We start from the raw sequence: 21,806 nt of genomic DNA, 5'->3' as shown, positions 1-21,806 counted from the left end.
TTGCATGATTACACTCAATTTTATCGTCTATTTCTTTCAATATGATAGCAACTTTTCGTTGTATTGTCATATTGGGCAGATCAATCTCAATATTGGTAAATGTATCTCTTGTAATTGTATCAAAAACTGAACCGTGACTTTTTCTTCGAAGTTCACGGATATTATATCGTATTAAATAGTAAAGGTATGTACTATCAACAATTTCATCTTTTGCGCGCAGCCCATAACAAGACTGATTAAACGCCATCGGATATGGGATCATAGCAACTTCGCCCACAGTTCCTCGAGCTGAAATAATTATATCGTCATAGCGGAGCAGTTTTGTAGAACTATTTTCTAGACCAAGTTTTGTAATAGTTTTTTCTGCTCTATACACATAACGATTGTCATTATTAAAATCTTTTACCGACAGCCACGGAATCTCCCCATCCCAATACTCTTCAACATTCGTCTTTGGAGTTCCTCCACCTATAATATCCATAATATCAGCCAGATTATATTTCATACCCAATCGCCCCCAGATTCTTGCGGATCTTTTCCTCGAGTTCATGCGACTTGGCAAAGAGTTCCGAGAGCTCGCCTGTGAGCCGCTTCATCTTATCTTCAAATGGCTCGTCGTCGTCCTCCTGCTCCTCGATGCCAACATAGCGTCCAGGTGTCAATACATAGTCCTGCGCGGCAATATCATCAAGTGATGCGAAGGCACAGAACCCCTTCACATCGTCGAGCCTCCCATTCTGAAATGCCACAAAAGTGTCAGCGATTTTATCAATGTCCTCATCGCTGAAGTCACGATGCTTTCGATCAACCATCGCCCCCATCTTGCGCGCATCAATAAAGAGGGTCTTTCCCTTTTGTTGTTTATTACGTGTAATGAACCACAGCGTCACAGGAATCGTCACACTGTAAAAGAGTTTGTCCGGGAGCGCAATGATCCCCTCCACCAGATCCGCCTCAATGATCTTACGGCGAATCTCACCTTCGCCGCCGGTTTGCGTGGAGAGTGCACCGTTCGCCAGCACGAGACCGATCTTCCCATTCGGTTTCAGATGTGAGATCATGTGCTGAATCCACGCATAGTTGGCATTGCCCGCAGGAGGAACGCCATATTTCCATCGGGCATCTTCTTTGAGCTGCGGCTGCCCCCAATCATCCTTGTTGAATGGCGGATTTGCCATAATAAAGTCAGCCTTGAGATTTGCATATAGGTCATTAAAAAACGTGTCCGCCTGATATTCTCCCAGATTCGCGTCAATTCCGCGAATCGCGAGGTTCATTTTTGCCATCTTCCATGTGTCGGGATTAGACTCCTGCCCGAATACTGTGACAGCTCCACGCCGCCCACCGTGCACCTCGATAAATTTCGCACTCTGTACGAACATTCCGCCACTCCCACAGCAAGGATCATATACGCGGCAATTTGAGAAGGGACGCAGGACAGCAACGATCGTCTTGACGATACTCGCGGGCGTATAGAACTCGCCGCCCTTTTTGCCTTCATATGCAGCAAACTGTGCGATGCAGTATTCATAGGTACGTCCGAGGAGATCCTTTGTATTCTCCGCGCTCTCCATATCCATATTGGTAAAGAGATCAACGACCTCTCCGAGAACGCGCTTGTCGAGGTCGGGACTTGCATAGTTCTTTGGCAATACGTTCTTCAGCGTCTTGTTATCCGCCTCGATGGCGCGCATCGCTTCATCGATCACCGTACCGATCTCAGGCGTATGCGCCTTGGAGGCGATGAGTTTCCACCGTGCATTTTCGGGCACAAAAAAGATATTCTCTGCCTCGTAGGCGTCGGGATCATCCTCAAATCCATCACCTTCTGCCACAAGTTCAGCATAACGTTTCTCAAATACACTGGATATGTAGCGCAGAAAGATCAACCCTACGATCACTTTTCGATATTCTGCTGCTGATATATGTCCCCACAGCTTAACTGCGGCATCCCATATCTGTTTCTCGAAGCCAATCTTTGCGCTGCTTGTTTTTGACTTTGCCATCGCCTTTTCCTCCTCTATGTCCCTTGCGTCCCTATTATAACATATCTCAAAGAAATCAAAAGATACGTCTTTGTTTTTAGAGCCGCTCCCTCGGACGCCTTGCACACCGACAAAATCATAAATATCGGCTGCTGAAAAGAAGCATTGTGTTGCACTTACTTCACTTTTGCGTTACAATCAGGAAAAGGAGGTTGGTACCTTGTCTAAGACTGCAACGATCAATATGCGCATTGAACCAACGATCAAGGCGCAGGCCGAGCATGTTTTTTCCAGTTTTGGCATCTCTGTAACCGATGCAATTAACATCTTTCTTCATGCATCCATCATGGAGGGCGGCTTCCCCTTCCAACCCAAGCAGCCCCGCTACAACAAGGAGACTCTCCTTGCGATGCAGGAGGCACGCGATATCATGAGCGGAAAAGTCGAGGCGAAGCGCTATCCGTCACTATCTGCCCTGATGGATGATCTGGATGCGGAGGATGCTGATGCTTGAGCTCGTCACTACCGCACAGTTCCGCAAGTACTTAAAACGGCAGCGAAAACGCGGGGCAGATATCCGAAAACTCGATGATGCCCTGCAAATACTCTGTGCTGAAAAATCGTTGCCCGAAAAGTATCGGGATCATGCCCTCGTGGGCGACTATATTGGTTTTCGAGAGTGTCATATCTCACCAGACTGGCTGCTCATATATGCTGTCGACAAAGGGAAACTGATCCTGACTGCCTCCCGCACAGGCTCTCATGCGGATCTTTTCTAGCCGATTCTTTGCAGTCGGTTTTTTCTTTTGGTGTTTTGTGCTGATGTGCCTGTGCATGACACGTTTTCATCACGGAATATATGAGAGCCCGCCCCTGCTCCCCTGTGCAACAGGAAAGCAGAGACGGGCTCTTTTCATTGTATGCTATTACTCCGTCAGTGTCTTTGCATAGAACTCCTCGCGCGCCTCGGGGCTCATGGTCATGTAGTCCTTTGCGAGGGCACTGACCCGGGAACCGTAGGCGGGGTTCGGGAAGACGATGTACTGTGTGCCGAACTCCTCCTGCACAGCGTCGATGGCGGCATTCCGCGCGGCGCGGTTCATAACCTTCGTCCCGCACGGGAGGCAGCCCGCGTTGTCCGCCATGTAGGCGACGACATCGTAGTCTGCCATGGCCCGATCAAAGCGCGGCCATTTTCCGCCCATCTTCCGCATCTCCATAAGGAGGACGTGCTCCGCACTCACGGAGAGGACGCCGTGTGTACGTCAAAGGGACGGCAGAGCGAGAATACTCGCTCCGTCGTCCCTTTTTGTCGGTGAAATCATATTCACTCTGCTGTCCGCAGCTCTACGATCAGCGGCACGATCTCGCCCGGCCGCACATCGACGACGCCTTTGTCCGTCAGCTTGATATCGGGGCTGACGGGGAGTGCGAGTGTCGCAAAGGACATGATGGCATTATCATGCCGATAGCCGTTTTCCGTGAGAGCGCGGCGGACGCCGGCGATCTGCTCTCCGAGGACGGGGAGCGGGCGGTCAGAGAGGATGCCCGCAATCGGCAGCGGCGCAAAGGCCTGCACACTGCCGCCCCGCACCACAGCAAACCCGCCCTGTGCCTCAATGACGGCGTTCGCCGCCGCCTGCATATCCGCCGCGGTCTGTCCGAGGACGAGCAGGTTGTGGCTGTCGTGCGCATAGGTGGTCGCCGCCGCGCCGCGCGTGAGCGCTGTCCCTCCGACGAGCGCCATGCCGCAGCCGCCATTTTTGCCGTACCGCTCAAAGACACAGGCAAGGTTGTAGGGGCTGCTCTCCCAGTCGATCACGCCGCCGCGCACGGGCAGCTCTGCCCGCCCCTCCGCAACGAAGGTCGTATGTTCCTGCACCTCGAGGATGCGGCAGAGCACCGCCCCCTCCGCGATCGGCGCACGCAGGACGAAGTCCTCTGCTGTGCGCGGCGCAAGGTGGACGCTCCGATAAAAATGCGGAGGAAATGATGTGTCCCGCGGCGCCTCCTCCTGCTCCGCCCCGCGTACATAGACCTGCCGCCCTGCACGCCAGACCTGTGCCACCGCGAACGCCCGCAGATCCGAGAGCACGACGAAGTCGGCGATGCGGCCGGGGGCAATCGCGCCCTTATCCCGCAGTCCCATATGCTGAGCGGGTGCATAGGTCGCGGCGTAGATTGCCTCCTCGGGAGAAAGACCGAGTGCTATGCTGCGTCGCACGAGATGATCGAGCTGTCCGCGCTGCATGAAGTCATCGGGCATCGTGTCGTCCGTGACGAGGGCAAACCGCCCCGACAGACGGTTCTCCATGAGGTAGTCGAGGAACTCTTTCTTCAGTGTCTTTTCCTGCAGCTGGATGAACATTCCATTTGCGGCGCGCTGTGCGAGCCCCTCGAGCGACTGATCCGTATGATCGGAACGGATGCCGCGATAGAGGAGCTGCGCCAGCTCCCATCCGACAAAACGCGGGCAGTGCCCCTCGATGGAGAAATCCGGCCGGCCGTGCTGAATCTGGCGGATCAGACGATTCGTCTTGGAGTGCGCGTCTGCAATGACCTCGCGGCAGTTCATCACCTCGCCGAGGCAGACCACCTGATCCATGTGCATGAGCGCCTCGACATCATCGTTCTCGATCGCGGCACCTGCCGTCTCGAGCGCGTCGTTCGTCGACGGAACGGACGAGGGGATGGCGATGCGGACGTCGCAGGGGCCGTCCTGCGCACTCTGCATCAGCGCGCGGATGCCTGCGAGACCGAATACATTTGCGATCTCATGCGGCTCCGCGATAAGCGTCGTCACACCGCTTCGTACCGCGCCGTTCATAAACGTACGCGGCGCACACATCGTACTTTCAATGTGCATATGGCAGTCGATCAGCCCGGGGATGACGTACTGCCCCGCGAGATCGACCGTGCACTGCGGTGTGAGCGGCAGTTCGTCCATGCCGACATAGACGAAGCGATCGCCGCTGACGGCAATATTGCCCGAGATGAATTTTTTGAGATAGCTGTTGTATATCTTTCCATCAGTCAGAAGGACGTCAATATCCATACCATACTCCTATTTTACCCCTGCAATGGCGTAGAAATAATACGCGAGCAGGAGGGCAAGCAGATAGTGTCCCTTGTGCAGCTCCGCCGTGCGCCCCATGGCAAGCTTGATAATGACGAACGAGATAAAGGCGACGGAGATGCCGTTCGCGATGTTGAACGTGAACGCGGTGAACGCAACGCAGAGAAATGCAGGGATATACTCGGCGATATCCGTATAGTCAAGATTGCGCATTCCCGCCATCATGCTGACGCCGACATAGATGAGAACAGGTGCCGTCGCCGCTGCAGGAATCATCAGTGCGAGCGGCGTCACCGCGAGGATGAGGAGGAATGCGAGGGCCGTCGTGCACGCCGTCAGTCCCGTGCGGCCGCCCGCCTCGACCCCCGCGCCGGACTCGAGATAGGTGATGAGCACGGGGATCGTAAAGAGCGAGCCGATCGTCGCGGCGATGGAGTCCACGTGAAAGACCTTGTCAAGCCCCGGCAGATCGCCATTTTTGTCGAGGAAACCTGCCTTGCCCCCAATGCCGATCGCCGTGCCGAAGCTCGAGAAGAAATCCGGCAGGAAGAACGCAAAGAGGAACGGCAGATACGCGAGATTGAGCGCACCACCAAGGTCAAAGTTGAAGAAAATGGGGGCGATGCTGTCCGGGATACGGAAGATGCTCTCGGGGAGCTTGGTGACGCCCATGGGGATACCGATCACCGTTCCCGCGAGAATACTGATGAGAGCTCCACCGCGCACCTTACGTGCAGAGAGAACCAGCAGGATGATGAACGTGATCGCCGCGAGGAGGACAACCGGCTGTGTGAGATCGCCGAACGAGAGCGCGACCTTCTTCGCATTTGCTGCGAGCAGCTTTGCATTGCGCATGCCGATCACGGCGAGGAAGATGCCCACACCCGCACCGATCGAGATCTTGATGCCGCGCGGGATTGTCATGACAATAGCCTTGCGTATGCCAAGCACTGTCACGATGATAAAAAGCAATCCGCTCAGAAAAACGATCGCACTCGCCACACCAATCGGTACATTCTGCAGCTGCACCATCGTAATCGAAAAAATCGCGACACTGCCCATGCCGGGCGCGAGGGCAAAGGGACGGTTCGTATACAGCCCCATCGCCATCGTCGCAGCGAAGATCATAAGCACCATGCCCGTGAGCATCGCTCCCGTCGGAACGCCTGCCTCCCCCATCATATGCGGCACAACGGCGAGCACATAGCCCATCGTTGCAAATGTCGTGAGCCCTGCGATGACCTCCGTTGTCGCCGTTGTGTGATTCTCCTGCAGCCGAAACTGCCGCTCAAAGAATGAATTCATTGGACACGCCTCCCAAAGGCAATCATAAAAAATTGAAGACGCTTTATTATAAACCCGTTATCAAACTTTTCCAATAATAAAGACGAAAATATTTCCTGCGTCTCTAAAATCCCGCGTCCTTCTCAATATGAGGAGGATTATGGCACGCATCCAGCACCGAACAGGCGCCGGAGAACATTGCGGCGAAATGGCCCCTCTTAAATCTCTCGCAGTCCCAGCGACTTCAAGTATTCATACGTACCATCATAGTATTCCGGCCTGCGCGTTTCATCATCCATGTCCCCCTCAGGAACGAAGATGACGAGCCCTTGCCGGGCCCGGGTAAGGAGGACGCGATAGGCGTTCTTCTGATAACGTTGCCCTTGTTCCTTATTGACGTGCATCCAGCGGGCTCCGCGGCAGTCAAAATAATCGAATCCACCATCACAATAGCGGAGATCTGCGTCCCACGCAAGGAGCCCATAGTCGATCTCGAGCCCCTGCACCTCAAACTCCGTAGCGGGAACCTCAAGGAAACAAGAAGCATCTGCATTCGCTGGATCATTCAAGAACCATGCAACAGGATCCCGCTGCACATTCACCCAAATGCCAACACTTCTCAAACGCTTCGCCTTTGAACTCGCAAGCACCCCAGCTCGCTCCGTCCCGCGCACCTTGCTGCGCACCCACGCCTTTGCACGCGCAAGATCTCGCGTCAAAACGATGGGATAGTTCAAATAAAGCGCAGCATAGAGCTCTCGTGCCGCAGCTACATCCTCATCGAGCAGTGCCTTAACGAAATCTGCAAGCCGCTCACTCCGAAAGGAACGCAGCGATACGCCCAGATGCAGGGACGAGACAACTCGATACGCCCGATCCCCCAGCATCCGCTGAATATCACTGCTCCCCACATACTCACTGTCTGTCATCCGATCCGATAGATGGATCTCCCAGTCCGGATATTGTTCACGCAGCGCATGCAGCCATTCCGCTATGCCGGCCTCCCCCGTATTGATCTCCTGCCCGCCGCCGATGAGACAGACGATCACCGCCCAGTCTGCATGCCGGTCCATGATGCTGATGAAAAACTCCGGCTCCGATTGGTGAAAATCCGCCACGCCCTTTTTCCGCTTCATAAATTTCATCAGTGCATCAGCATCCCATGCACGCTGCGCCTCGTCAAAAATGGCAACTTTCTCGATGGGCGGGCGCAATGAGGACAACGCCTCATCACGGAATTTATGAATCACCTGGATAAAGGACTTCGTTTCTCGTCGTGCCTGCTCTTTGGTCACATTGTGCGTCGCTGCCCGATCACGTGCCAATGCCTCCTGCAAGACCGCAACGAGAGGGCCATTCCCCGAGAGAAATACGGCATGTTCATCCTCATTGAATTGATGACGCGCATTGGCAATATTAAGCCCCGCAAGTGTCTTTCCCGCCCCAGGAACGCCTGTGATAAAACAGATCGCCTTTTTGTGGCGTACCTTGCATTCATCTATGATCTGGTTGATCGCTGCCGTCGTCACAGTCAGATTTTCTGCCCCCGCATCGTTGTGCGATATATCACGAACCGAATGCGCGCGGTAGAGTGCCTGTGCCGCCTCAATGATGGTCGGTGTCGGCGCATAGCGCGCATCCAGCTACGCATCCATGGGTAGAGGAGCAGCATGCATCTGCGACAGGACCTGCCGAAGCACGCCCCCGATGTTATGCCGATTGCAGCAGAGCACCTGTGCAATTCCATCTTCCATCAGAGCCAGTGTATTCGCCTGATCGGCCGCCTCCGTCGGCACAATAATCGGCACGATTGTGCGGTCCCGACTCGCCTCATGAAAATACTTGAGGTCAAGAGCATAATCCATCACTTGATCTTTTGTTGATTTTGCATACGTATCATCCCCGACCTTGAACTCCAGCAGGAAAATAATTCCCTGGATGATGAGCACGGCATCCACACGGTGTCCCATGCGCGGAATCGTGAATTCAAAGGCGATCTCTCCGTCCGGAAAGGAGGCAAGCTGCTCCTTTAAAATCTGGATCTCCGCACGCCATGCGTTCTTTTGAATATCCTCGGTCCGAAACGAATCCTCGATCATCAACTGCCCGAGGATATGATCTTCTTCTGCCATCAAAAAAGAAGAAATTGAACCCGAATAATATGCTCTTCCCATTATATCTCCCTATCGCAAATATAAAGACACATTCCCCCAACAATGCCGAGGGCACAACAATCCCTCCCAAAATTGATACGAACTCATTTTGCTCAGTATAGCACACAGATGCCCGTCCTTGTTCGCTTTTTGCGAAAAGCAGCCGCTTGGCGTAGGGATTTTACCTGCAGAAAGAGAACGAAAGGTAAGGTATCATTTCTATCGCAAGGAAGGTCTATGGGGGAGTGCGTGCGGCCGAGATATCCAGCGATTTCTCCCAGCCCCCAATCTTTAATCCTGCACAGGCAAAGGCAATCCCCGCCAGTCTCCGAGACCGTCGGCGAAGAGCGAGGTCTCCTCATTATAGTAGTCGATGAATCCGTCGACGAGTTCATGCCCGCGCGTATCGCTGACCATGAAGGGCTGGTAGAAGTTCTTCTCCTCCTGCTCAAAGTTCGCCCACGTCATGAGATACGGGATATGATGACGCCGCGCGACGGCTGCCGCCGCACTCGTCCAATGCGGATCGTCATTGCCCGTGAGCGCGAGCCCGCCGCCGTTTTTATGAACGCCGACCTCGGTGAGCGCGGGAAGTTTGCCATGTGCATCCGCCGCGGACACAACCAGCGCCGCCGCATGCTCAAGCCGCTTCAAAAAGGCGGGCGTATCGTCGTCATCGTCGTAGAAGTCAAAGCCGAATACGTCCACATACGCATCGCCCGGATAGCGGTCGAGATAGTCCTCCGCCGATGAGAACGGCGCGTTCGGCGCATAGACGTAGAGCGCATTGTGCACGCCGCGCACATCGCGCAGATAGTGGACCGTGTACTGCCAGAGCGCAGTATAGTCCGCGCCGTCCGTCCCCTTTATGCCCCACCAGAACCAGTCTCCGTTGTGCTCATGGAGCGGGCGAAAGAGTACGGGGATGCCGCGCCTCTGCATGCGCAGCAGAAAATCCGCGACCATATCGAGGTAGGCCGTATAGACCGGGTGCAGATCGCCGCCCGGAACGGCGCAGTGCAGAACATGCCCCGAGAGATCGTCCGGCGAATAGCCCGAAAAGTCATAGCCGCCAGCCGCCTGCGGACGCTTTGCCGCGCGCGAGGTTGGGGATGTGCATGGAGAGCGTCAGGATCGCGCCCTCGTTCGACGCCTCCGCCGCGATCCGCTCGAGTTTGTCCGCGCAGCTCATGCCCGCTGCGCGCTCCGCATCGGTCAGCTCCAGCTCCTCGCCCGTCAGCGAGAGTGCGTCGAGCCCGACGATCCCTGCGAGTGCGCCCGTCATGTCCTTCGTATCGGAGTTCGTACCGCTGTCGATGCGAAAAAATTTATGATGCGCGTCATTCTGATGTCCGTAGATCGTGTACTGCAGGCGCCCGAGCGCTGTAAGATACGCATAGAGCCGGCGCGTCTCCGCCGTCGCCGCCGCATCGACGAGATGCACCGTACGCGGAGCAGCGGCGCAGAGCGTCTCGAGTGCCGGTGCGTCGCGGCGCGCCTTTGCCGCGTCGGGCAGAACCGTCCGCGCCCGGTAGACAGGATCCGCCGGATCGTCCACGGGATGTGCGGCGGCAGAGAACGGCATAAGACCGAGCAGTGCCCCGATCAGGGCACATGTGCGCATTGCCCCGGCAAAAGTGGAATATATCATTCGATTTCCTCCTTTGCAGATATTATAGCACAAAAAAACACCCGCCCCCGTAGGAGTGGGTGCCCTATGATCTCCGAATATCAGGTATTCTTCGCAATGATCGCGCCAACGACAGCGCCTACGATGGCGGCCGTAGTCATGCTGCCCTGCGAGTAGCGCTTGCTGCCGCTCTTGCGCCGTCCGCCCCATGCGAGCTGCTGAACATCATTACGTCCGTCAAAGCTCGTGTACGACGCACGCTCTGCCGGCACGCTGAGCGCGTGCGCGGATACCTCGGCCACGCCTGCGGCACCGTAGCTCATGGCGCCGACAATCGCGGCGATTGCAGTCCGCTTCATCATCTTTGTTGTCATCATGTGAAACACATCCTTTCAGACGGTGCTGCCGTCAACCTATCACGGTCTCTGTGGATAGAATACGATGCGCATATGGGAAATGGATATAAAATGAATTTAAGTTCTGTTAGGACTTACTGCTAATTTTTATGACTGCATAAAATGACGGGAGAATCCCGCGTCAGCTTATCGCGTCGTCCGCGGGCAAAAAGGGGGCGAGCAGAGAGGCGGGCAGATGTCCGTTGAGAGCAAGGCGAACGCCATAACTGTGCTCAGTATGACGAGGAAGGAATGCCTGCGTTTTGTTTGTTCCATGACCATCCCTTGATTTCCCCAATAAAATGACCGCCGGTCATATTTGCTGAATGCATTATATGACTGACGGTTATTTTTATGGATCGGAATTTGTGGGGTACCGTGATCGTATATGAGCGTCCTCCCAGCCTTGGCAGGACGGTCTATTTGTGCTGACGATACCACTGTGCCTTTCCTCGAATCACGTCGCCGCCGCGCGTGCCGTCCTCCGCCCACGGGTCGAAGACGGGGCTCTCCGCTGTCCCGAGGTACTCGAGGTCCCAGCGCTCGCATGTCGTGCGCGGCCCGTAGGGCGCGTGGGCACAGACGCCGTCCGCGTTGTCCGCCGCCTCGCCGTGGGTCATGATGCGTTCGATGTCGATCGTGAGCCAGAGGCCGTCGGCGAGTGCCGTCACCGCCATCGCCAGTCCCTCGATCTGCGCGGCGGTCGGCGGCTCTGCGCCGAGATCCTCCGTCGTCGCTCCGACGCAGCCGAGGAGGGCGATGCTGACGCTCCCGCTGTTGCGCCGATAGGTCGCGGCGTGCAGCGCATCGAGTGCACCGTCCCCGATGACGTAGATGCCGCCGTCCGCATCGACCTGCACATGGTAGTCCGCGAAGAACTGCCCGTAGTGCCCCGCCGTCCAGTGCAGGTAGAGCTTCGTCTCGCGTGCACAGCGCGCGGCGGCATAGGCGAGCGGCAGACGATACGCCGCCCCGAGGAGGCGCAGTTCACGGCAAGTCACGCGCCGCATGGCAGACGCAGGAAGCACTGCACTCATCGCGTCCCCTCCTTTTCCCCGCGCATCATGACCGTACGCCCGAGAAAGCCGATCAGCCCCGAGGCGATATTGCTCGTCAGCTCCGCGCTCCCATAGAACACGGAGAGAATCGCAACGACGACCAGCCCCGTCCCGACCATCCAGTCCACACGCGGCAAATAGTTTCGCATAAAAAATTCTCCTTTCCTGTCTCACATGTACCTCTATCGAGAGTAGTTGCTGTGAAACGAGAAAAGGAGAGTGAGTTATCTAAGGCAATTATATCATAATTTACCGGCAAAATCACCAGAACCAGCACATCAGTCCATCTGACATACCTCGTCTGCAAGAGTGGAAAATATGGTGCGCAGTTCGTCAAAGGTCGGGCGTTTAATCAATCGCCGCACCAGCGTCCTATTGGTAAGAAAGCGGCCGATCATCTTGTAAAATTGAGGAAGGTCTCGGTCGCCGCCGTCCTTCATGGAGACGAGAAAGAGGATCTGCGCATCCTCCTCCCCCCACAGGATCGGCTGATTCAATACAGCGACAACGACAAAGCTGCGCCCCCCCATGGGGCACGCAGGATGCGGCGTCGCCACGAGGTTGCCGAGTGCTGTCCCGCCAATATTCTCCCGCTCCATGACTGCATCATAAAAATCCTGTGGCAGCTCTTCTACCGCCTCTGCCGCAGCGCATATCTTCCGCAGGGCATCCTCCCGCGTCGCTGCACTCACCTGCGGGAGAAAGAGCTGCTCCGCAAAGTACGCAAGCATTGCCTCCTGACGATCGTGCATCAGGTGTGCACGAAGGTCACCGCCCGCCTGCCACGGCAGGACATCGCCCAGCTCTATGACAGGGACAGGCAGCGCCTCACGAAGCGGAATTGTCGAGAGGATATAGTCCGCCGCCTGAAGATCAGTATCGGAGAAATCCGCCGCTTCATAGGTGCCAATCACCTCGAGATATTTTCCGTAGTTCTCTTCGATGGTGTGGGCGAGCAGCATTGCCGCTCCTTTTCCCGCACCGCAGACGATGAGGACGCGTTTTCTGCGCTGTGCACGCATGCGCTCAAGGGCGACATGAAAATACAGCGCGATATAGCCGGTCTCATCGGCAGAGGCCTCACAGCCATATGCACTGCGCAGGATGCCGCACGCCACATTTGCCATCTCATACGCCAGCGGCCCACCCTCGCGAATCTCCCTGCCGACGGGATTCTCCTGCTGCATCCCACACAGGAGACGTGTACGCAGCGGGATCAAGTGGGTTGAAAGGCTGGCAATCAGCTCGAAATCATGCGAAAAATCATAACAGAACGTACGCTGTACGGCGGCGAGCATCTCCATGACTACCGCATAGACATCTGCTGCCGCCGTCGATGCCTGTTTCCACGAGAGCACCTTCCTGCTCATCAGCAGGAGCAAAATATAGCGACACTCACCCGCAGAGAACCGCATCCGATACTGTGTCTCCATAGCAACGACAACCGCCCGCGACAGCGCCTCATCCTGCGGTGCAGCGGGCAGTGACGGAAGATCCTCATCCCTTATCTCGTGCCCCTGTCGCATGCGTTCGATCGACACATCGATATGCAGAACAAAATCCTGAAAGGAGTATGCCGCCATACGGCAGTCATATTGCTTGAATATTTCCTGCAAAACGCGGCCTGTTTGCTGAACTTCCTGATGCAGAATGCCGCCATCTCCCGCAAGGATCCTCCGCTTCATCCGTACCAGACAGCGGCGGATATCCTTCTCCGCCCCTCTGATCGAGAGCCCTGCGTAGGGCTGATGGACGAGACTCAGATCATACATACCGAGCAATGCGCGCACGCCGCGCAGATCCTTCTTCAGCGTGGAGCGGCTGATGTGGAGTGCCTCGCAGAGATTATCACTCTTGCACGGAGCAGAACTGTCGAAGAGCGTTCGAATGATTTTCCCGATGCGGACTTCCGACGTATCGCCGAGGATCGTATCGCCGCTGCCGAGCGCATCCAGAAAGTGAAGGAAGCGCGCGCGATCGTGCACGTCGAGCGTCACTCCATGATGTGTACGCGCAACGAGCTGCGCTCCATGCTCCAGCATCATTTCATTCAGCCGTATGATGTCATCATACACCGTGCGGACGGAGATCCCCAGCTCCTCCGAGAGTGCCTTGTAGGTAATGAATTCATCCTCTGGCATAAGCAGCATCAGCTGCAGCCATCGATTCATGCAGGTTCCTCCTCCGTCACTTTTTGTAAATTATAGCGCATTTTCCCTCCATTCGAAAGTACCCGCTCTGTTTCCTCAGGAGAAGGTGCACGACTTCCGAACCCTTTACGGAATTTTTCGAACTGGAGGTTTGCACGTATTCTGATATACTGACCAACGAAAGGCAAAAAAGGAGGCGTTTCTATGTTTCATGAAAATCAAATTGTTTTTTTGGAGGACTCCTTCTCCTCCAAAAACGAGGTCATTCACCACCTTACGCATCGGGAAAACAGTGCCGTCCGGGACGCTGACCAGTATGAGCGTGACGTGCTGGAACGGGAAGCATCGTTCGCGACTTACACGATCGATGGCGTTGCCATGCCGCACGCGAAATCAGAGGGGGTCAGTACACCGTTTGTCGCCTTTGCGCGACTCAAGACACCGGTACGCTGGGGGACAGAGGAGGGCGAGGATGCCCGCATGGTCTTCCTCATCGGCGTGCCAAAGGTCGGCAGTACGGCAGATAACAATCTGCACCTGAAGATCCTTGCTGCACTCAGCAAGAAGCTGATTCACGATGAGTTCCGTGCGCAGCTCTCCACAGCCAACTCCACGAAGGACATATACGCGCTGCTGCAGGAAATTGAGGGGGCATTCTAATGAAAATCGTCGGTATTTCTGCCTGCACCGCAGGCATTGCGCACACCTATATGGCGCAGGAAGCACTTGAGCAGGAGTGTAAGAAACGCGGCATCGACTGCAAGATCGAGACGCAGGGCGGCATGGGCATCGACAACGAGCTCTCCCAAGAGGAAGTCGATGCTGCCGATGTCGTCATCCTCGCCGTCGCCGTCAGTGTCGAGATGGCCGATCGGTTTGACGCGAAACGCGCGGCGGGCCGTGTGATCGAGGTCAGCCCCACGGAGGCGATCAAGCAGACCGCCGCACTGATCGACCGCGCAGAAAGCGTCGCGGCAAGCGCACCGCAGGAGGCGCATACCTCGGGTACCCGCGCGGCGAGTCCTGCCCCGGAGGAAAAAACCAGCCTCGGCACCGAGCTGTTCCGCTATTTCAACACAGGTATCTCCTACTTCCTGCCGGTCATCATCGCCGGTGGTATGATGTTCTCCTTTACCCTCATCACAGGCACGGTGGAGGACGGCCGCATCATTCCGAGCAATCAGTTCTGGCAGAATGTATACGATCTCGGCATGGCAGGATTTGCCATGATGGTGCCCGTGCTCTGCGCCTACATCGCTTATGCCATCGGCAGTAAGGCGGCAATCGCTCCTGGCTTTATCCTCGGCCACGCCGCCAACACCCCTATGGGCGAGTCCCATATTGCTACAGGCTTTCTCGGGGCGCTCTTCCTCGGCTTCCTCGTCGGCTACTTCGTCCGTTGGATGAAGAAAATCGCCGTCCCCGAGGTGCTGCAGCCCATGATGCCGACCTTCATCATCCCTCTGGTAACGACATTCGTACTAGGTATCTTCTATATTTACCTGCTAACCGTCCCACTGAATGCATTCGTTCAGTTCATGATCCACGTCATGTATCAGCTGAATGGTGCTGGCGCATTCGCCCTCGGCATCGGCATCGGGCTCCTCGCAGCAGCAGATTTTGGCGGTGCGTGCAGCAAGGCGGCAACAGCATTTACCCTCGCACTAATGGCAGAGGGGATCCTCGGACCAAACGGTGTATTCCGTATGTGCTGCGCCATTCCCCCGCTCGGGATGGGACTTGCCTCCTTTGTCCTGCGCAACCGCTATGATGCGGCAGATCGTCAGCTCGGCATCTCCGCCCTTTTCCTCTCGTCGGCAGGCATCACGGAGGGTGCTATCCCCTTCGCGGGCAAGGACTTCCGCCGTACATGGATCGCATGCGCCATCGGCACCTCCATTGCAGGCGCGATTGGAATGCTCCACGGCATCACCTCCATCGTCGCGTTCGGCGGCGTCGTCGCCATCACAGGCGTCGTGGACGGGAAGCTCTGGTATGTGCTCGATATGCTGCTTGGCGCAGCCATCATCGTCCTAATTCTCTTCTTTACAAAGCCAAAACTTGACGCGACAAAGGAATAATTCCTGCACCACACAAAAGCACCTCTGAACGAAGTTATCTCCTTCGTACAGAGGTGCTTTTTCCATTACTCATAGAAACACCGACTGCATCTTATCAGCGATCCCTCTATTTTCCTACTTCATAAACCGCCGCCCGCGCTCGAGTTTCTCGAAATAGCGGCGCGTCTCGTGGACGACAATGCCCGAAAGCGCGATGAGCGCGATGAGGTTCGGGATTGCCATGAGCCCGTTCACGATGTCGGCGAGCACCCAGATCGCCTCGAGTTTTAGGAAGGCACCGCAGGCGATGAGCGCGATAAAGACGAGGCGGTACGGCAGAATCGCACGCACGCCCGCGAGGTAGAGGATGGCGCGCTCGCCGTAGTAGTTCCACCCGAGGATGGTCGTAAAGGCGAAGAGAGCGAGCGAGATGGTGAGCAGTGCGCCGCCGATGTGCCCGTACGCGCCCGTGAATGCCGCGCCCGTCATTGCCGCGCCCGCCGTATCACTCTGCCATGCGCCCGTGAGGACGAGGACGAGCCCCGTCATGGTGCAGATGATGATCGTGTCGATGAAGGTGCCCGTCATGGAGATCAGCCCCTGCTCGGCGGGCTCCTTCGTCTTTGCCGCCGCCGCAGCAATCGGCGCGGAGCCGAGTCCGGACTCATTGGAGAAGACGCCACGCGCGATACCGTTCTGCATCGCCATCATGATCGTGGAGCCTGCAAAGCCGCCCGCTGCCGCCGTGCCGGTGAATGCCCCGTCGAGGATCAGGCCGATCGCCGCGGGGATGCCGTCGATGTGCATCGCGATGATGCCGACGCTGATCACCACGTAGAGAACCGCCATAAAGGGAATGATGCGCGCGGCGACCTCGGCGATGCTCCGAAGGCCGCCGATGGTGATCGCCGCGATCAGCACCGTGAGGGCGATATCCGTCACGAGACGCGGCACGCCGAAGGACAGCTCTGCCGAGTCCACAATGGCGTTGACCTGCGGAAATGTCCCGATGCCGAAGAATGCGACGAGCACCGCCGCACACGCAAAAAATCCTGCGAGCGGGCGATATTTCTCCCCCATGCCGTGACGGATGTAGTACATCGGGCCGCCTGCAATCTCGCCGCGCTCATCCGTCGTACGGTACTTCACGGCGAGCAGCCCCTCCGCGTACTTTGTCGCCATGCCGAAGAACGCCGCCATCCACATCCAGAAGATCGCCCCCGGGCCGCCGACCTTGACCGCCGTCGCGACACCGACGATATTGCCCGTGCCGATGGTCGCGGCGAGCGCGACGCAGAGTGCCTTAAAGCTCGATACATCGCCCTCTCCGCGGTTCTTTGCCTTGAGGATGAGCGCGAGCGCACGCGGCAGGCGGCGCACCTGGAGCAGCGAGAGACGCAGCGTCAGCATGATTCCCGTCCCCACGAGCAGGACGATGAGCGGCGCCCCCCAGAGGAAGGAGTCCACCGCATTCAGTACGGGAAGAAACGATTCCATACAAGATCCCTCCGAAAATAAAAATATGCGCACATTTTACCATGATAAAGCGCTAAATGTCTATGGAATCTGTATGTATACAGGAATCAGTGTGCCCCCACCACCGCAAGCGGTCCCCCTCCCCCGTCATACGGGGGAGGCTTCGGGGAGTAACGGCATAATAGCTTCCCCATCTACGGGGAAGTGGCGAGCGCAGCGAGCCGAAGGGGGCGTGCCCCCCTTCGGGGGATCGGCCAGATGAGGCGCTGCCCCCCCTCCGTCATTGATACGGATCGTCACACCACATATCTTCATTTTACATCCACCGTGAAATGGAGTAGAATATACCATCACGAAATGGGAAAAGGGGTGGGACGATGCTCCCCGGTATCGGAATCATCGCCAACGTCGCCGCCATCGCGCTCGGCGGCGTCCTGGGGCTCGGCTGCGGCCGCTTTATCGCGGAACGCGTGCAGGAGACGCTGATGCGTGCCTGTGCACTCGCCGTGATGTTCCTCGGGCTCGGCGGCACGCTGCGCACGATGCTCAGTGCCAATGCGGACGGGCAGCTCGGGCTCGGCGGCATCTACATGATGATCACGAGCCTCATCGTCGGCGGTCTCGTCGGCGAGCTGCTGAACATCGAGGCGCGCATGACCGCGTTCGGCGCGTGGCTGAAGCGCGTCTCGGGCAGCGCGGGCGATACGCGGTTTATCGACGGCTTCGTCACCGCCTCGCTCACGGTCTGCATCGGCGCCATGGCGGTCATCGGCTCGATCAACGACCGCCTGCTCGGTGACCCGTCCGTCCTCTTTACAAAGAGCGTCCTCGACGGCGTCATCATCATGCTTCTCACGGCGACCCTCGGCAAGGGCTGCATCTTCTCCTCCGTCTCCGTCGGGCTCTTTCAGGGCGCGATCTTTTCCCTCGCGGGACTGCTCGCTCCCTACATGACGGACAGCGCCCTCGCCGGGCTCAGCTGCGTCGGCAACATCCTCATCTTTGCCATCGGGACGAACCTCCTCGGCCTGCCGAACATCCGCGTCGCGAACTTCCTCCCCGCCCTCGTCATCGCCGCTCTCTGGGGGATGGGGTGAGTGAAAAACAGCCTTCTGCATCATGATCGATACAGGAGGCTGTTTTCATACATATGTCGACACATCGGTCGAATCACTCCGATCCGACAATTCCAATCGAAGTGATAAGGCCCTTTTATCGCACCTTCTGCGCCGCCGCACGTACTCCTCTTTCCAGCGCACCTCATCCCTATATTGAGGCGAGAGAGATGCTTATACACCATGTCCCGTCCGCCTCCAAAGCATCGCGGTTTTTTATCTCTTCGTGCTTCCTTCACCCCTCCCAGCATACCGTGCTGCACGCATCGGATAAATGAAAAATGCAGGGCTTTCGCCCCGCGCGTCGAATCCATATAATAATATACCAAAGAGGAGGTCTTTCCATGTCCATCGTTGCCGCATACGCCGTACCGCACCCGCCGCTCCTCCTGCCGGAGGTCGGGCAGGGCGAGGAGCGAAAGCTCCAACTGACACTTAACGCTTATGAACGCGCGATGAAGGAGGCGGCAGAGCTCGCGCCCGAGACGGTGATCGTCGTGAGCCCGCACACGGTGATGTACGCAGACTACTTCCACATCGCGCCGGGCGAGATGGCGTCGGGGGACTTCGCCGCGTTCGGCGCGCCCGATCTGCGCGTCATGGCGGACTACGATGAGCCCTTTGCCAAGGAGCTCGCAAAAGCGGCATCCGCCGAGGGGATCGCGGCGGGCGGCGTCGGCGGACGGGGTGCCGCGCTCGATCACGGGGTGATGGTGCCGCTCTCCTTCCTTGAGACACACACGACGGACTTTCGTCTCGTGCGCGTCGGGATCTCGGGGCTCTCGCCCAAGGAGCACTACGTGTTCGGCCGGTGCATCGCCCGCGTGGCGGAGGAGCTCGGACGGCGGGCGGTCTTTTTCGCGAGCGGTGACCTCTCCCACCGTCTGACGCCCGACGCGCCGCGCGGCTTTGCGCCCGAGGGGCCGCGGTTTGACAAGGCGTGCATGAAGTATCTGGAGGAGGGCGACTTTCTAAAACTCCTGCGCATGGATCCCGCGATCTATCAGCCGGCGGCGGAGTGCGCCCTGCGCGGGCTGTGGATGCTGGCAGGCGTGCTCGACGCGCGCGCACTGAAGATCAAAAAGCTCTCCTATCAGGGGACAACAGGCATCGGCTACGGGCTCGTATCGTTCAAGGTGATGCGCGAAGATCCGCGCCGCAGCTTCGTGGAGCGGTATGAAATGCTGGAGCGGCGCGCCCGCGAGGAACGCCGCGCGGCAGAGGACGACTACGTGCGGCTCGCCCGCCGCGCCGTGGAGACGATCGTCCGCACGGGGAAACTGCCGCCCGTGCCCGCAGAGCTCCCGGAGGAGATGACGGGGCGCGCGGGAGTCTACGTGACGCTCACGCGGGACGGTGCGCCGCGCGGGACGTACGGCACGTTCGAGCCGTCGGCAAAGAGCATCGCCGACGAGATCACGCGCAATGCCGCGCACGCCGCACGAAACGACACTCACGTCGCCCCCGTGACAGAGGAGGAGCTGGACGCGCTCGACATCACGGTCGATGTGCTCAGCGAGCCGGAACTCGTGGACGGCGCAGATGCGCTCGACCCGAAAACCTACGGCATCATCGCCGAGTCGCGCGGGCGCAAGGGCGTCATGCTCCCCGCCGCCCCCGGCACAGAGACGGCCGAGGAGCAGCTGCGCGCCGCCCGCAAAAAGGGCGGCATCCCCGAGGACGCCGAGATCCGCATCTGGCGGTTCACGTCGGAGCGTCACGCGTGACGGCGGTCTGCGATCTCTGTCCCCACGCCTGCCGCCTGCGGGAGGATGAGACGGGCTTCTGCCGCGCCCGCACGAACGTTGGCGGCCTCATCCGTCCGACGAACTACGGGCGGCTGACCGCGCTCGCACTCGACCCCATCGAGAAAAAGCCGCTCTATCACTTCCACCCCGGCCGCGCGATCCTCTCCGTCGGCAGCTATGGCTGCAATCTCGCCTGCCCGTTCTGCCAAAATGCGGACATCGCGGCGGCAGATGCCGCCATACCGACAGAGAACGTACCACCCGCGCGTCTGGCTGCCCTCGCACAGGAGCTGAGCGCCGCCCCGCACGGCAATCTCGGCGTCGCGTTCACCTACAATGAGCCGCTCATCTCCTATGAGTACATCATGGACTGTGCGCCGCTCCTCCACGCGGCGGGGCTCGCGGTCGTCCTCGTCACGAACGGCATGATCTGTGCGGAGCCGCTCGCACGCCTCCTCCCGCACGTCGACGCGATGAACATCGACCTCAAGGGCTGGCGCAAAGACTTCTACCGACAGCTCGGCGGCGACCTCATGACCGTGCGCAGGACCATCATGCACGCCGTCCGCGCGGGCGTCCACGTCGAGGTGACGACCCTCATCATCCCGGGGGAGAACGACAGCCCCGCCGACATGGACGCCGAGGCACGCTGGCTCGCCGCTCTCTCGCCCGACCTCCCGCTCCACATCAGCCGCTATTTCCCGCGCCACCGTCTGCACACACCGCCGACACCAATCGCGGCCATCGACGCACTCACCGCCGCCGCCGCGCGTCACCTGCGCCATGTCCACCGCGGGAACTGCTGATACCGCCTGCGCAGCACAGAGGTTTATACGCCTGTGATCAAGACAGGAAAAAGAGCCTGCGATACGCCGAAGCGAGGTCAATTCTCATTCATTTCCAACGGAACTTCCCACTTTACGGGACGTTCAACCCTTTCTTTTTCTCACGCGCCGTGCTAAAGTGAACAGAGCGCTGCGTACGAGGGAAGCACATCGCGCAGCCGCGTGCTGCACACACCTGACGGGGAAAGGGGGTTGCCATGGAAGAACAAAAGAAAGCCGAAACGGTCGCAGAGGCCGTCGGAAAAAAAGCGCAGGCGGCGGCAGATACCGTTGAAAAGAACGCCGCCAAGGTCGCGGCAACGGTCGGAAAGACAGCCGAAGCCGTCGCAGATACGGTCGGAACGGATGCCGTCAAGGTCGGAGAGACCGTTGGAAAGCACGCCATCGAAGCCGGAGAGACCGTCGGAAAACACGCGATTGCCGTCGGGGAGACCGTCGCCAAGAACAAGATGTCGACGCTCGGCTCGGTCGCATCCGCGCTCTCGATCTGTATGTATGTGTCCTACATCCCGCAGATCATCGGGAACCTGTCGGGGCATCCGGGCGACTGGATCCAGCCGTCCGTCGCATTCGTCAACTGCACCCTGTGGGTCATCTACGGACTCTTCCGCAAGAAGCCCGAGTGGCCGCTCGTCTTTGCGAATGCGCCCGGCATCATCTTCGGCCTGACCGCCGCGATCACCGCGCGGATGTAAATGTACAAAACCCCGTACCCCCCCCCCCATGGTGTGCGGAGTTTTATATGCGACAAAGATTTTCATTTTATCCATTTTCATGGCAGGGAAAGCACTGATTCTGCGCGAATAACAGCAGGATAAGGAAATTTTAGGG

The 21,806-nt window shown here is 57.8% G+C and carries 22 protein-coding genes; 8 read left to right on the top strand and 14 right to left on the bottom strand.

Annotated features, from left to right (window positions below):
- Both HMPREF9166_RS08070 and HMPREF9166_RS08065 read right to left on the bottom strand, forming a co-directional pair.
- Window positions 1-505, bottom strand: a 505-nt coding sequence (locus HMPREF9166_RS08070; RefSeq protein ID WP_009753509.1) for a restriction endonuclease subunit S, incomplete at its 3' end; no start/stop codon positions are given.
- Complete coding sequence (locus HMPREF9166_RS08065; protein ID WP_039981232.1) at window positions 495-2,006, bottom strand: class I SAM-dependent DNA methyltransferase; 1,512 nt, start codon at window positions 2,004-2,006, stop codon at window positions 495-497. The genes HMPREF9166_RS08065 and HMPREF9166_RS08070, both read right to left, overlap by 11 nt.
- A 199-nt stretch (window positions 2,007-2,205) precedes the next feature.
- Here HMPREF9166_RS08065 and HMPREF9166_RS08060 point away from each other — a divergent pair, with 199 nt between their 5' ends.
- Both HMPREF9166_RS08060 and HMPREF9166_RS08055 read left to right on the top strand, forming a co-directional pair.
- Entirely contained in the window at window positions 2,206-2,499 is a 294-nt protein-coding gene (locus HMPREF9166_RS08060) for a type II toxin-antitoxin system RelB/DinJ family antitoxin (RefSeq protein WP_009753507.1), read from the top strand.
- Window positions 2,492-2,764, top strand: a complete 273-nt coding sequence (locus HMPREF9166_RS08055; protein WP_039981230.1) for a type II toxin-antitoxin system YafQ family toxin — start codon at window positions 2,492-2,494, stop codon at window positions 2,762-2,764. Before HMPREF9166_RS08060 ends, HMPREF9166_RS08055 begins: the two co-directional genes overlap by 8 nt.
- 147 nt (window positions 2,765-2,911) lie before the next feature.
- Here HMPREF9166_RS08055 and HMPREF9166_RS08050 read toward each other — a convergent pair whose 3' ends face one another.
- From HMPREF9166_RS08050 to HMPREF9166_RS08010, 11 genes are all read right to left on the bottom strand, one after another.
- Window positions 2,912-3,190 carry a hypothetical protein gene (locus HMPREF9166_RS08050; RefSeq protein WP_050749702.1) on the bottom strand — a complete coding sequence of 93 codons (279 nt, stop codon included), beginning with the start codon at window positions 3,188-3,190 and terminating at the stop codon, window positions 2,912-2,914.
- Between the two features lie 122 nt (window positions 3,191-3,312).
- Window positions 3,313-5,040, bottom strand: a complete 1,728-nt coding sequence (locus HMPREF9166_RS08045) for an adenine deaminase C-terminal domain-containing protein (RefSeq protein ID WP_009753504.1) — start codon at window positions 5,038-5,040, stop codon at window positions 3,313-3,315.
- Window positions 5,041-5,049: 9 nt separating this feature from the next.
- Window positions 5,050-6,366 carry an NCS2 family permease gene (locus HMPREF9166_RS08040; protein WP_006690716.1) on the bottom strand — a complete coding sequence of 439 codons (1,317 nt, stop codon included), beginning with the start codon at window positions 6,364-6,366 and terminating at the stop codon, window positions 5,050-5,052.
- 197 nt (window positions 6,367-6,563) lie between these two features.
- The gene (locus HMPREF9166_RS08035; protein ID WP_009753503.1) at window positions 6,564-7,874 is read right to left on the bottom strand and encodes a DUF2075 domain-containing protein; all 1,311 of its coding nucleotides are present in this window, start codon (window positions 7,872-7,874) and stop codon (window positions 6,564-6,566) included.
- Window positions 7,875-7,988: 114 nt separating this feature from the next.
- On the bottom strand, window positions 7,989-8,519 hold the full coding sequence (locus tag HMPREF9166_RS13080; RefSeq protein ID WP_009753502.1) for a hypothetical protein: 531 nt from the start codon (window positions 8,517-8,519) through the stop codon (window positions 7,989-7,991).
- A gap of 270 nt (window positions 8,520-8,789) precedes the next feature.
- On the bottom strand, window positions 8,790-9,464 hold the full coding sequence (locus HMPREF9166_RS13075) for a glycoside hydrolase family 26 protein (protein WP_009753501.1): 675 nt from the start codon (window positions 9,462-9,464) through the stop codon (window positions 8,790-8,792).
- 97 nt (window positions 9,465-9,561) lie between these two features.
- Window positions 9,562-10,149 carry a glycosyl hydrolase gene (locus HMPREF9166_RS13070; RefSeq protein WP_009753500.1) on the bottom strand — a complete coding sequence of 196 codons (588 nt, stop codon included), beginning with the start codon at window positions 10,147-10,149 and terminating at the stop codon, window positions 9,562-9,564.
- An 80-nt stretch (window positions 10,150-10,229) separates the two neighbouring features.
- Window positions 10,230-10,505, bottom strand: a complete 276-nt coding sequence (locus HMPREF9166_RS08025; protein ID WP_009753499.1) for a hypothetical protein — start codon at window positions 10,503-10,505, stop codon at window positions 10,230-10,232.
- Window positions 10,506-10,942: 437 nt separating this feature from the next.
- Window positions 10,943-11,560, bottom strand: a complete 618-nt coding sequence (locus tag HMPREF9166_RS08020; protein ID WP_009753498.1) for an N-acetylmuramoyl-L-alanine amidase — start codon at window positions 11,558-11,560, stop codon at window positions 10,943-10,945.
- Complete coding sequence (locus HMPREF9166_RS12730; protein ID WP_009753497.1) at window positions 11,557-11,730, bottom strand: hypothetical protein; 174 nt, start codon at window positions 11,728-11,730, stop codon at window positions 11,557-11,559. Before HMPREF9166_RS12730 ends, HMPREF9166_RS08020 begins: the two co-directional genes overlap by 4 nt.
- A gap of 129 nt (window positions 11,731-11,859) precedes the next feature.
- Window positions 11,860-13,752 carry a BglG family transcription antiterminator gene (locus tag HMPREF9166_RS08010; RefSeq protein ID WP_009753496.1) on the bottom strand — a complete coding sequence of 631 codons (1,893 nt, stop codon included), beginning with the start codon at window positions 13,750-13,752 and terminating at the stop codon, window positions 11,860-11,862.
- A gap of 183 nt (window positions 13,753-13,935) precedes the next feature.
- On the opposite strand from HMPREF9166_RS08010, the gene HMPREF9166_RS08005 reads away from it, so the two are divergent.
- Window positions 13,936-14,391, top strand: a complete 456-nt coding sequence (locus HMPREF9166_RS08005; protein ID WP_009753495.1) for a PTS sugar transporter subunit IIA — start codon at window positions 13,936-13,938, stop codon at window positions 14,389-14,391.
- Entirely contained in the window at window positions 14,391-15,812 is a 1,422-nt protein-coding gene (locus HMPREF9166_RS08000; RefSeq protein WP_009753494.1) for a PTS fructose transporter subunit IIC, read from the top strand. The genes HMPREF9166_RS08005 and HMPREF9166_RS08000 overlap by 1 nt, the downstream gene beginning before the upstream one ends.
- Window positions 15,813-15,926: 114 nt before the next feature.
- On the opposite strand, the gene HMPREF9166_RS07995 is transcribed toward HMPREF9166_RS08000, so the two are convergent.
- A complete protein-coding gene (locus tag HMPREF9166_RS07995; protein ID WP_009753493.1) occupies window positions 15,927-17,288 on the bottom strand; it encodes a sodium:alanine symporter family protein in 1,362 nt (453 codons plus the stop codon).
- A 356-nt stretch (window positions 17,289-17,644) separates the two neighbouring features.
- Here HMPREF9166_RS07995 and HMPREF9166_RS07990 point away from each other — a divergent pair, with 356 nt between their 5' ends.
- From HMPREF9166_RS07990 to HMPREF9166_RS13065, 4 genes are all read left to right on the top strand, one after another.
- On the top strand, window positions 17,645-18,364 hold the full coding sequence (locus HMPREF9166_RS07990) for a DUF554 domain-containing protein (RefSeq protein WP_009753492.1): 720 nt from the start codon (window positions 17,645-17,647) through the stop codon (window positions 18,362-18,364).
- A gap of 362 nt (window positions 18,365-18,726) precedes the next feature.
- Window positions 18,727-20,109 carry an AmmeMemoRadiSam system protein B gene (amrB, locus tag HMPREF9166_RS07985; protein WP_009753490.1) on the top strand — a complete coding sequence of 461 codons (1,383 nt, stop codon included), beginning with the start codon at window positions 18,727-18,729 and terminating at the stop codon, window positions 20,107-20,109.
- Window positions 20,106-20,936 (top strand): AmmeMemoRadiSam system radical SAM enzyme, encoded by an 831-nt coding sequence (gene amrS, locus HMPREF9166_RS07980; protein WP_009753489.1) that lies wholly within the window; start codon window positions 20,106-20,108, stop codon window positions 20,934-20,936. The genes amrB and amrS overlap by 4 nt, the downstream gene beginning before the upstream one ends.
- A 236-nt stretch (window positions 20,937-21,172) precedes the next feature.
- Complete coding sequence (locus HMPREF9166_RS13065; protein ID WP_009753488.1) at window positions 21,173-21,670, top strand: membrane protein; 498 nt, start codon at window positions 21,173-21,175, stop codon at window positions 21,668-21,670.
- Window positions 21,671-21,806: the final 136 nt, after the last annotated feature.

Origin of the sequence: Selenomonas sp. oral taxon 149 str. 67H29BP, assembly GCF_000146365.1 — a bacterium.
In the GTDB taxonomy this organism is placed as follows: domain Bacteria; phylum Bacillota; class Negativicutes; order Selenomonadales; family Selenomonadaceae; genus Centipeda; species Centipeda felix.
The sequence above is the reverse complement of the archived record's forward strand: the minus strand, read 5'-3'. Positions and strand labels throughout refer to the sequence as shown.

What these genes read in the sequence shown, in the direction of transcription:
- HMPREF9166_RS08065 (WP_039981232.1), bottom strand. Translation starts at nt 2,006, where the DNA reads ATGGCAAAGTCAAAAACAAGCAGCGCAAAGATTGGCTTCGAGAAACAG.
- HMPREF9166_RS08055 (WP_039981230.1), top strand. Translation starts at nt 2,492, where the DNA reads ATGCTTGAGCTCGTCACTACCGCACAGTTCCGCAAGTACTTAAAACGG.
- HMPREF9166_RS08050 (WP_050749702.1), bottom strand. Translation starts at nt 3,190, where the DNA reads ATGGGCGGAAAATGGCCGCGCTTTGATCGGGCCATGGCAGACTACGAT.
- HMPREF9166_RS08045 (WP_009753504.1), bottom strand. Translation starts at nt 5,040, where the DNA reads ATGGATATTGACGTCCTTCTGACTGATGGAAAGATATACAACAGCTAT.
- HMPREF9166_RS08040 (WP_006690716.1), bottom strand. Translation starts at nt 6,366, where the DNA reads ATGAATTCATTCTTTGAGCGGCAGTTTCGGCTGCAGGAGAATCACACA.
- HMPREF9166_RS13080 (WP_009753502.1), bottom strand. Translation starts at nt 8,519, where the DNA reads ATGGGAAGAGCATATTATTCGGGTTCAATTTCTTCTTTTTTGATGGCA.
- HMPREF9166_RS13075 (WP_009753501.1), bottom strand. Translation starts at nt 9,464, where the DNA reads ATGGTCGCGGATTTTCTGCTGCGCATGCAGAGGCGCGGCATCCCCGTA.
- HMPREF9166_RS13070 (WP_009753500.1), bottom strand. Translation starts at nt 10,149, where the DNA reads ATGATATATTCCACTTTTGCCGGGGCAATGCGCACATGTGCCCTGATC.
- HMPREF9166_RS08025 (WP_009753499.1), bottom strand. Translation starts at nt 10,505, where the DNA reads ATGATGACAACAAAGATGATGAAGCGGACTGCAATCGCCGCGATTGTC.
- HMPREF9166_RS08020 (WP_009753498.1), bottom strand. Translation starts at nt 11,560, where the DNA reads ATGAGTGCAGTGCTTCCTGCGTCTGCCATGCGGCGCGTGACTTGCCGT.
- HMPREF9166_RS12730 (WP_009753497.1), bottom strand. Translation starts at nt 11,730, where the DNA reads ATGCGAAACTATTTGCCGCGTGTGGACTGGATGGTCGGGACGGGGCTG.
- HMPREF9166_RS08010 (WP_009753496.1), bottom strand. Translation starts at nt 13,752, where the DNA reads ATGAATCGATGGCTGCAGCTGATGCTGCTTATGCCAGAGGATGAATTC.
- HMPREF9166_RS08005 (WP_009753495.1), top strand. Translation starts at nt 13,936, where the DNA reads ATGTTTCATGAAAATCAAATTGTTTTTTTGGAGGACTCCTTCTCCTCC.
- HMPREF9166_RS08000 (WP_009753494.1), top strand. Translation starts at nt 14,391, where the DNA reads ATGAAAATCGTCGGTATTTCTGCCTGCACCGCAGGCATTGCGCACACC.
- HMPREF9166_RS07995 (WP_009753493.1), bottom strand. Translation starts at nt 17,288, where the DNA reads ATGGAATCGTTTCTTCCCGTACTGAATGCGGTGGACTCCTTCCTCTGG.
- HMPREF9166_RS07990 (WP_009753492.1), top strand. Translation starts at nt 17,645, where the DNA reads ATGCTCCCCGGTATCGGAATCATCGCCAACGTCGCCGCCATCGCGCTC.
- amrB (WP_009753490.1), top strand. Translation starts at nt 18,727, where the DNA reads ATGTCCATCGTTGCCGCATACGCCGTACCGCACCCGCCGCTCCTCCTG.
- HMPREF9166_RS13065 (WP_009753488.1), top strand. Translation starts at nt 21,173, where the DNA reads ATGGAAGAACAAAAGAAAGCCGAAACGGTCGCAGAGGCCGTCGGAAAA.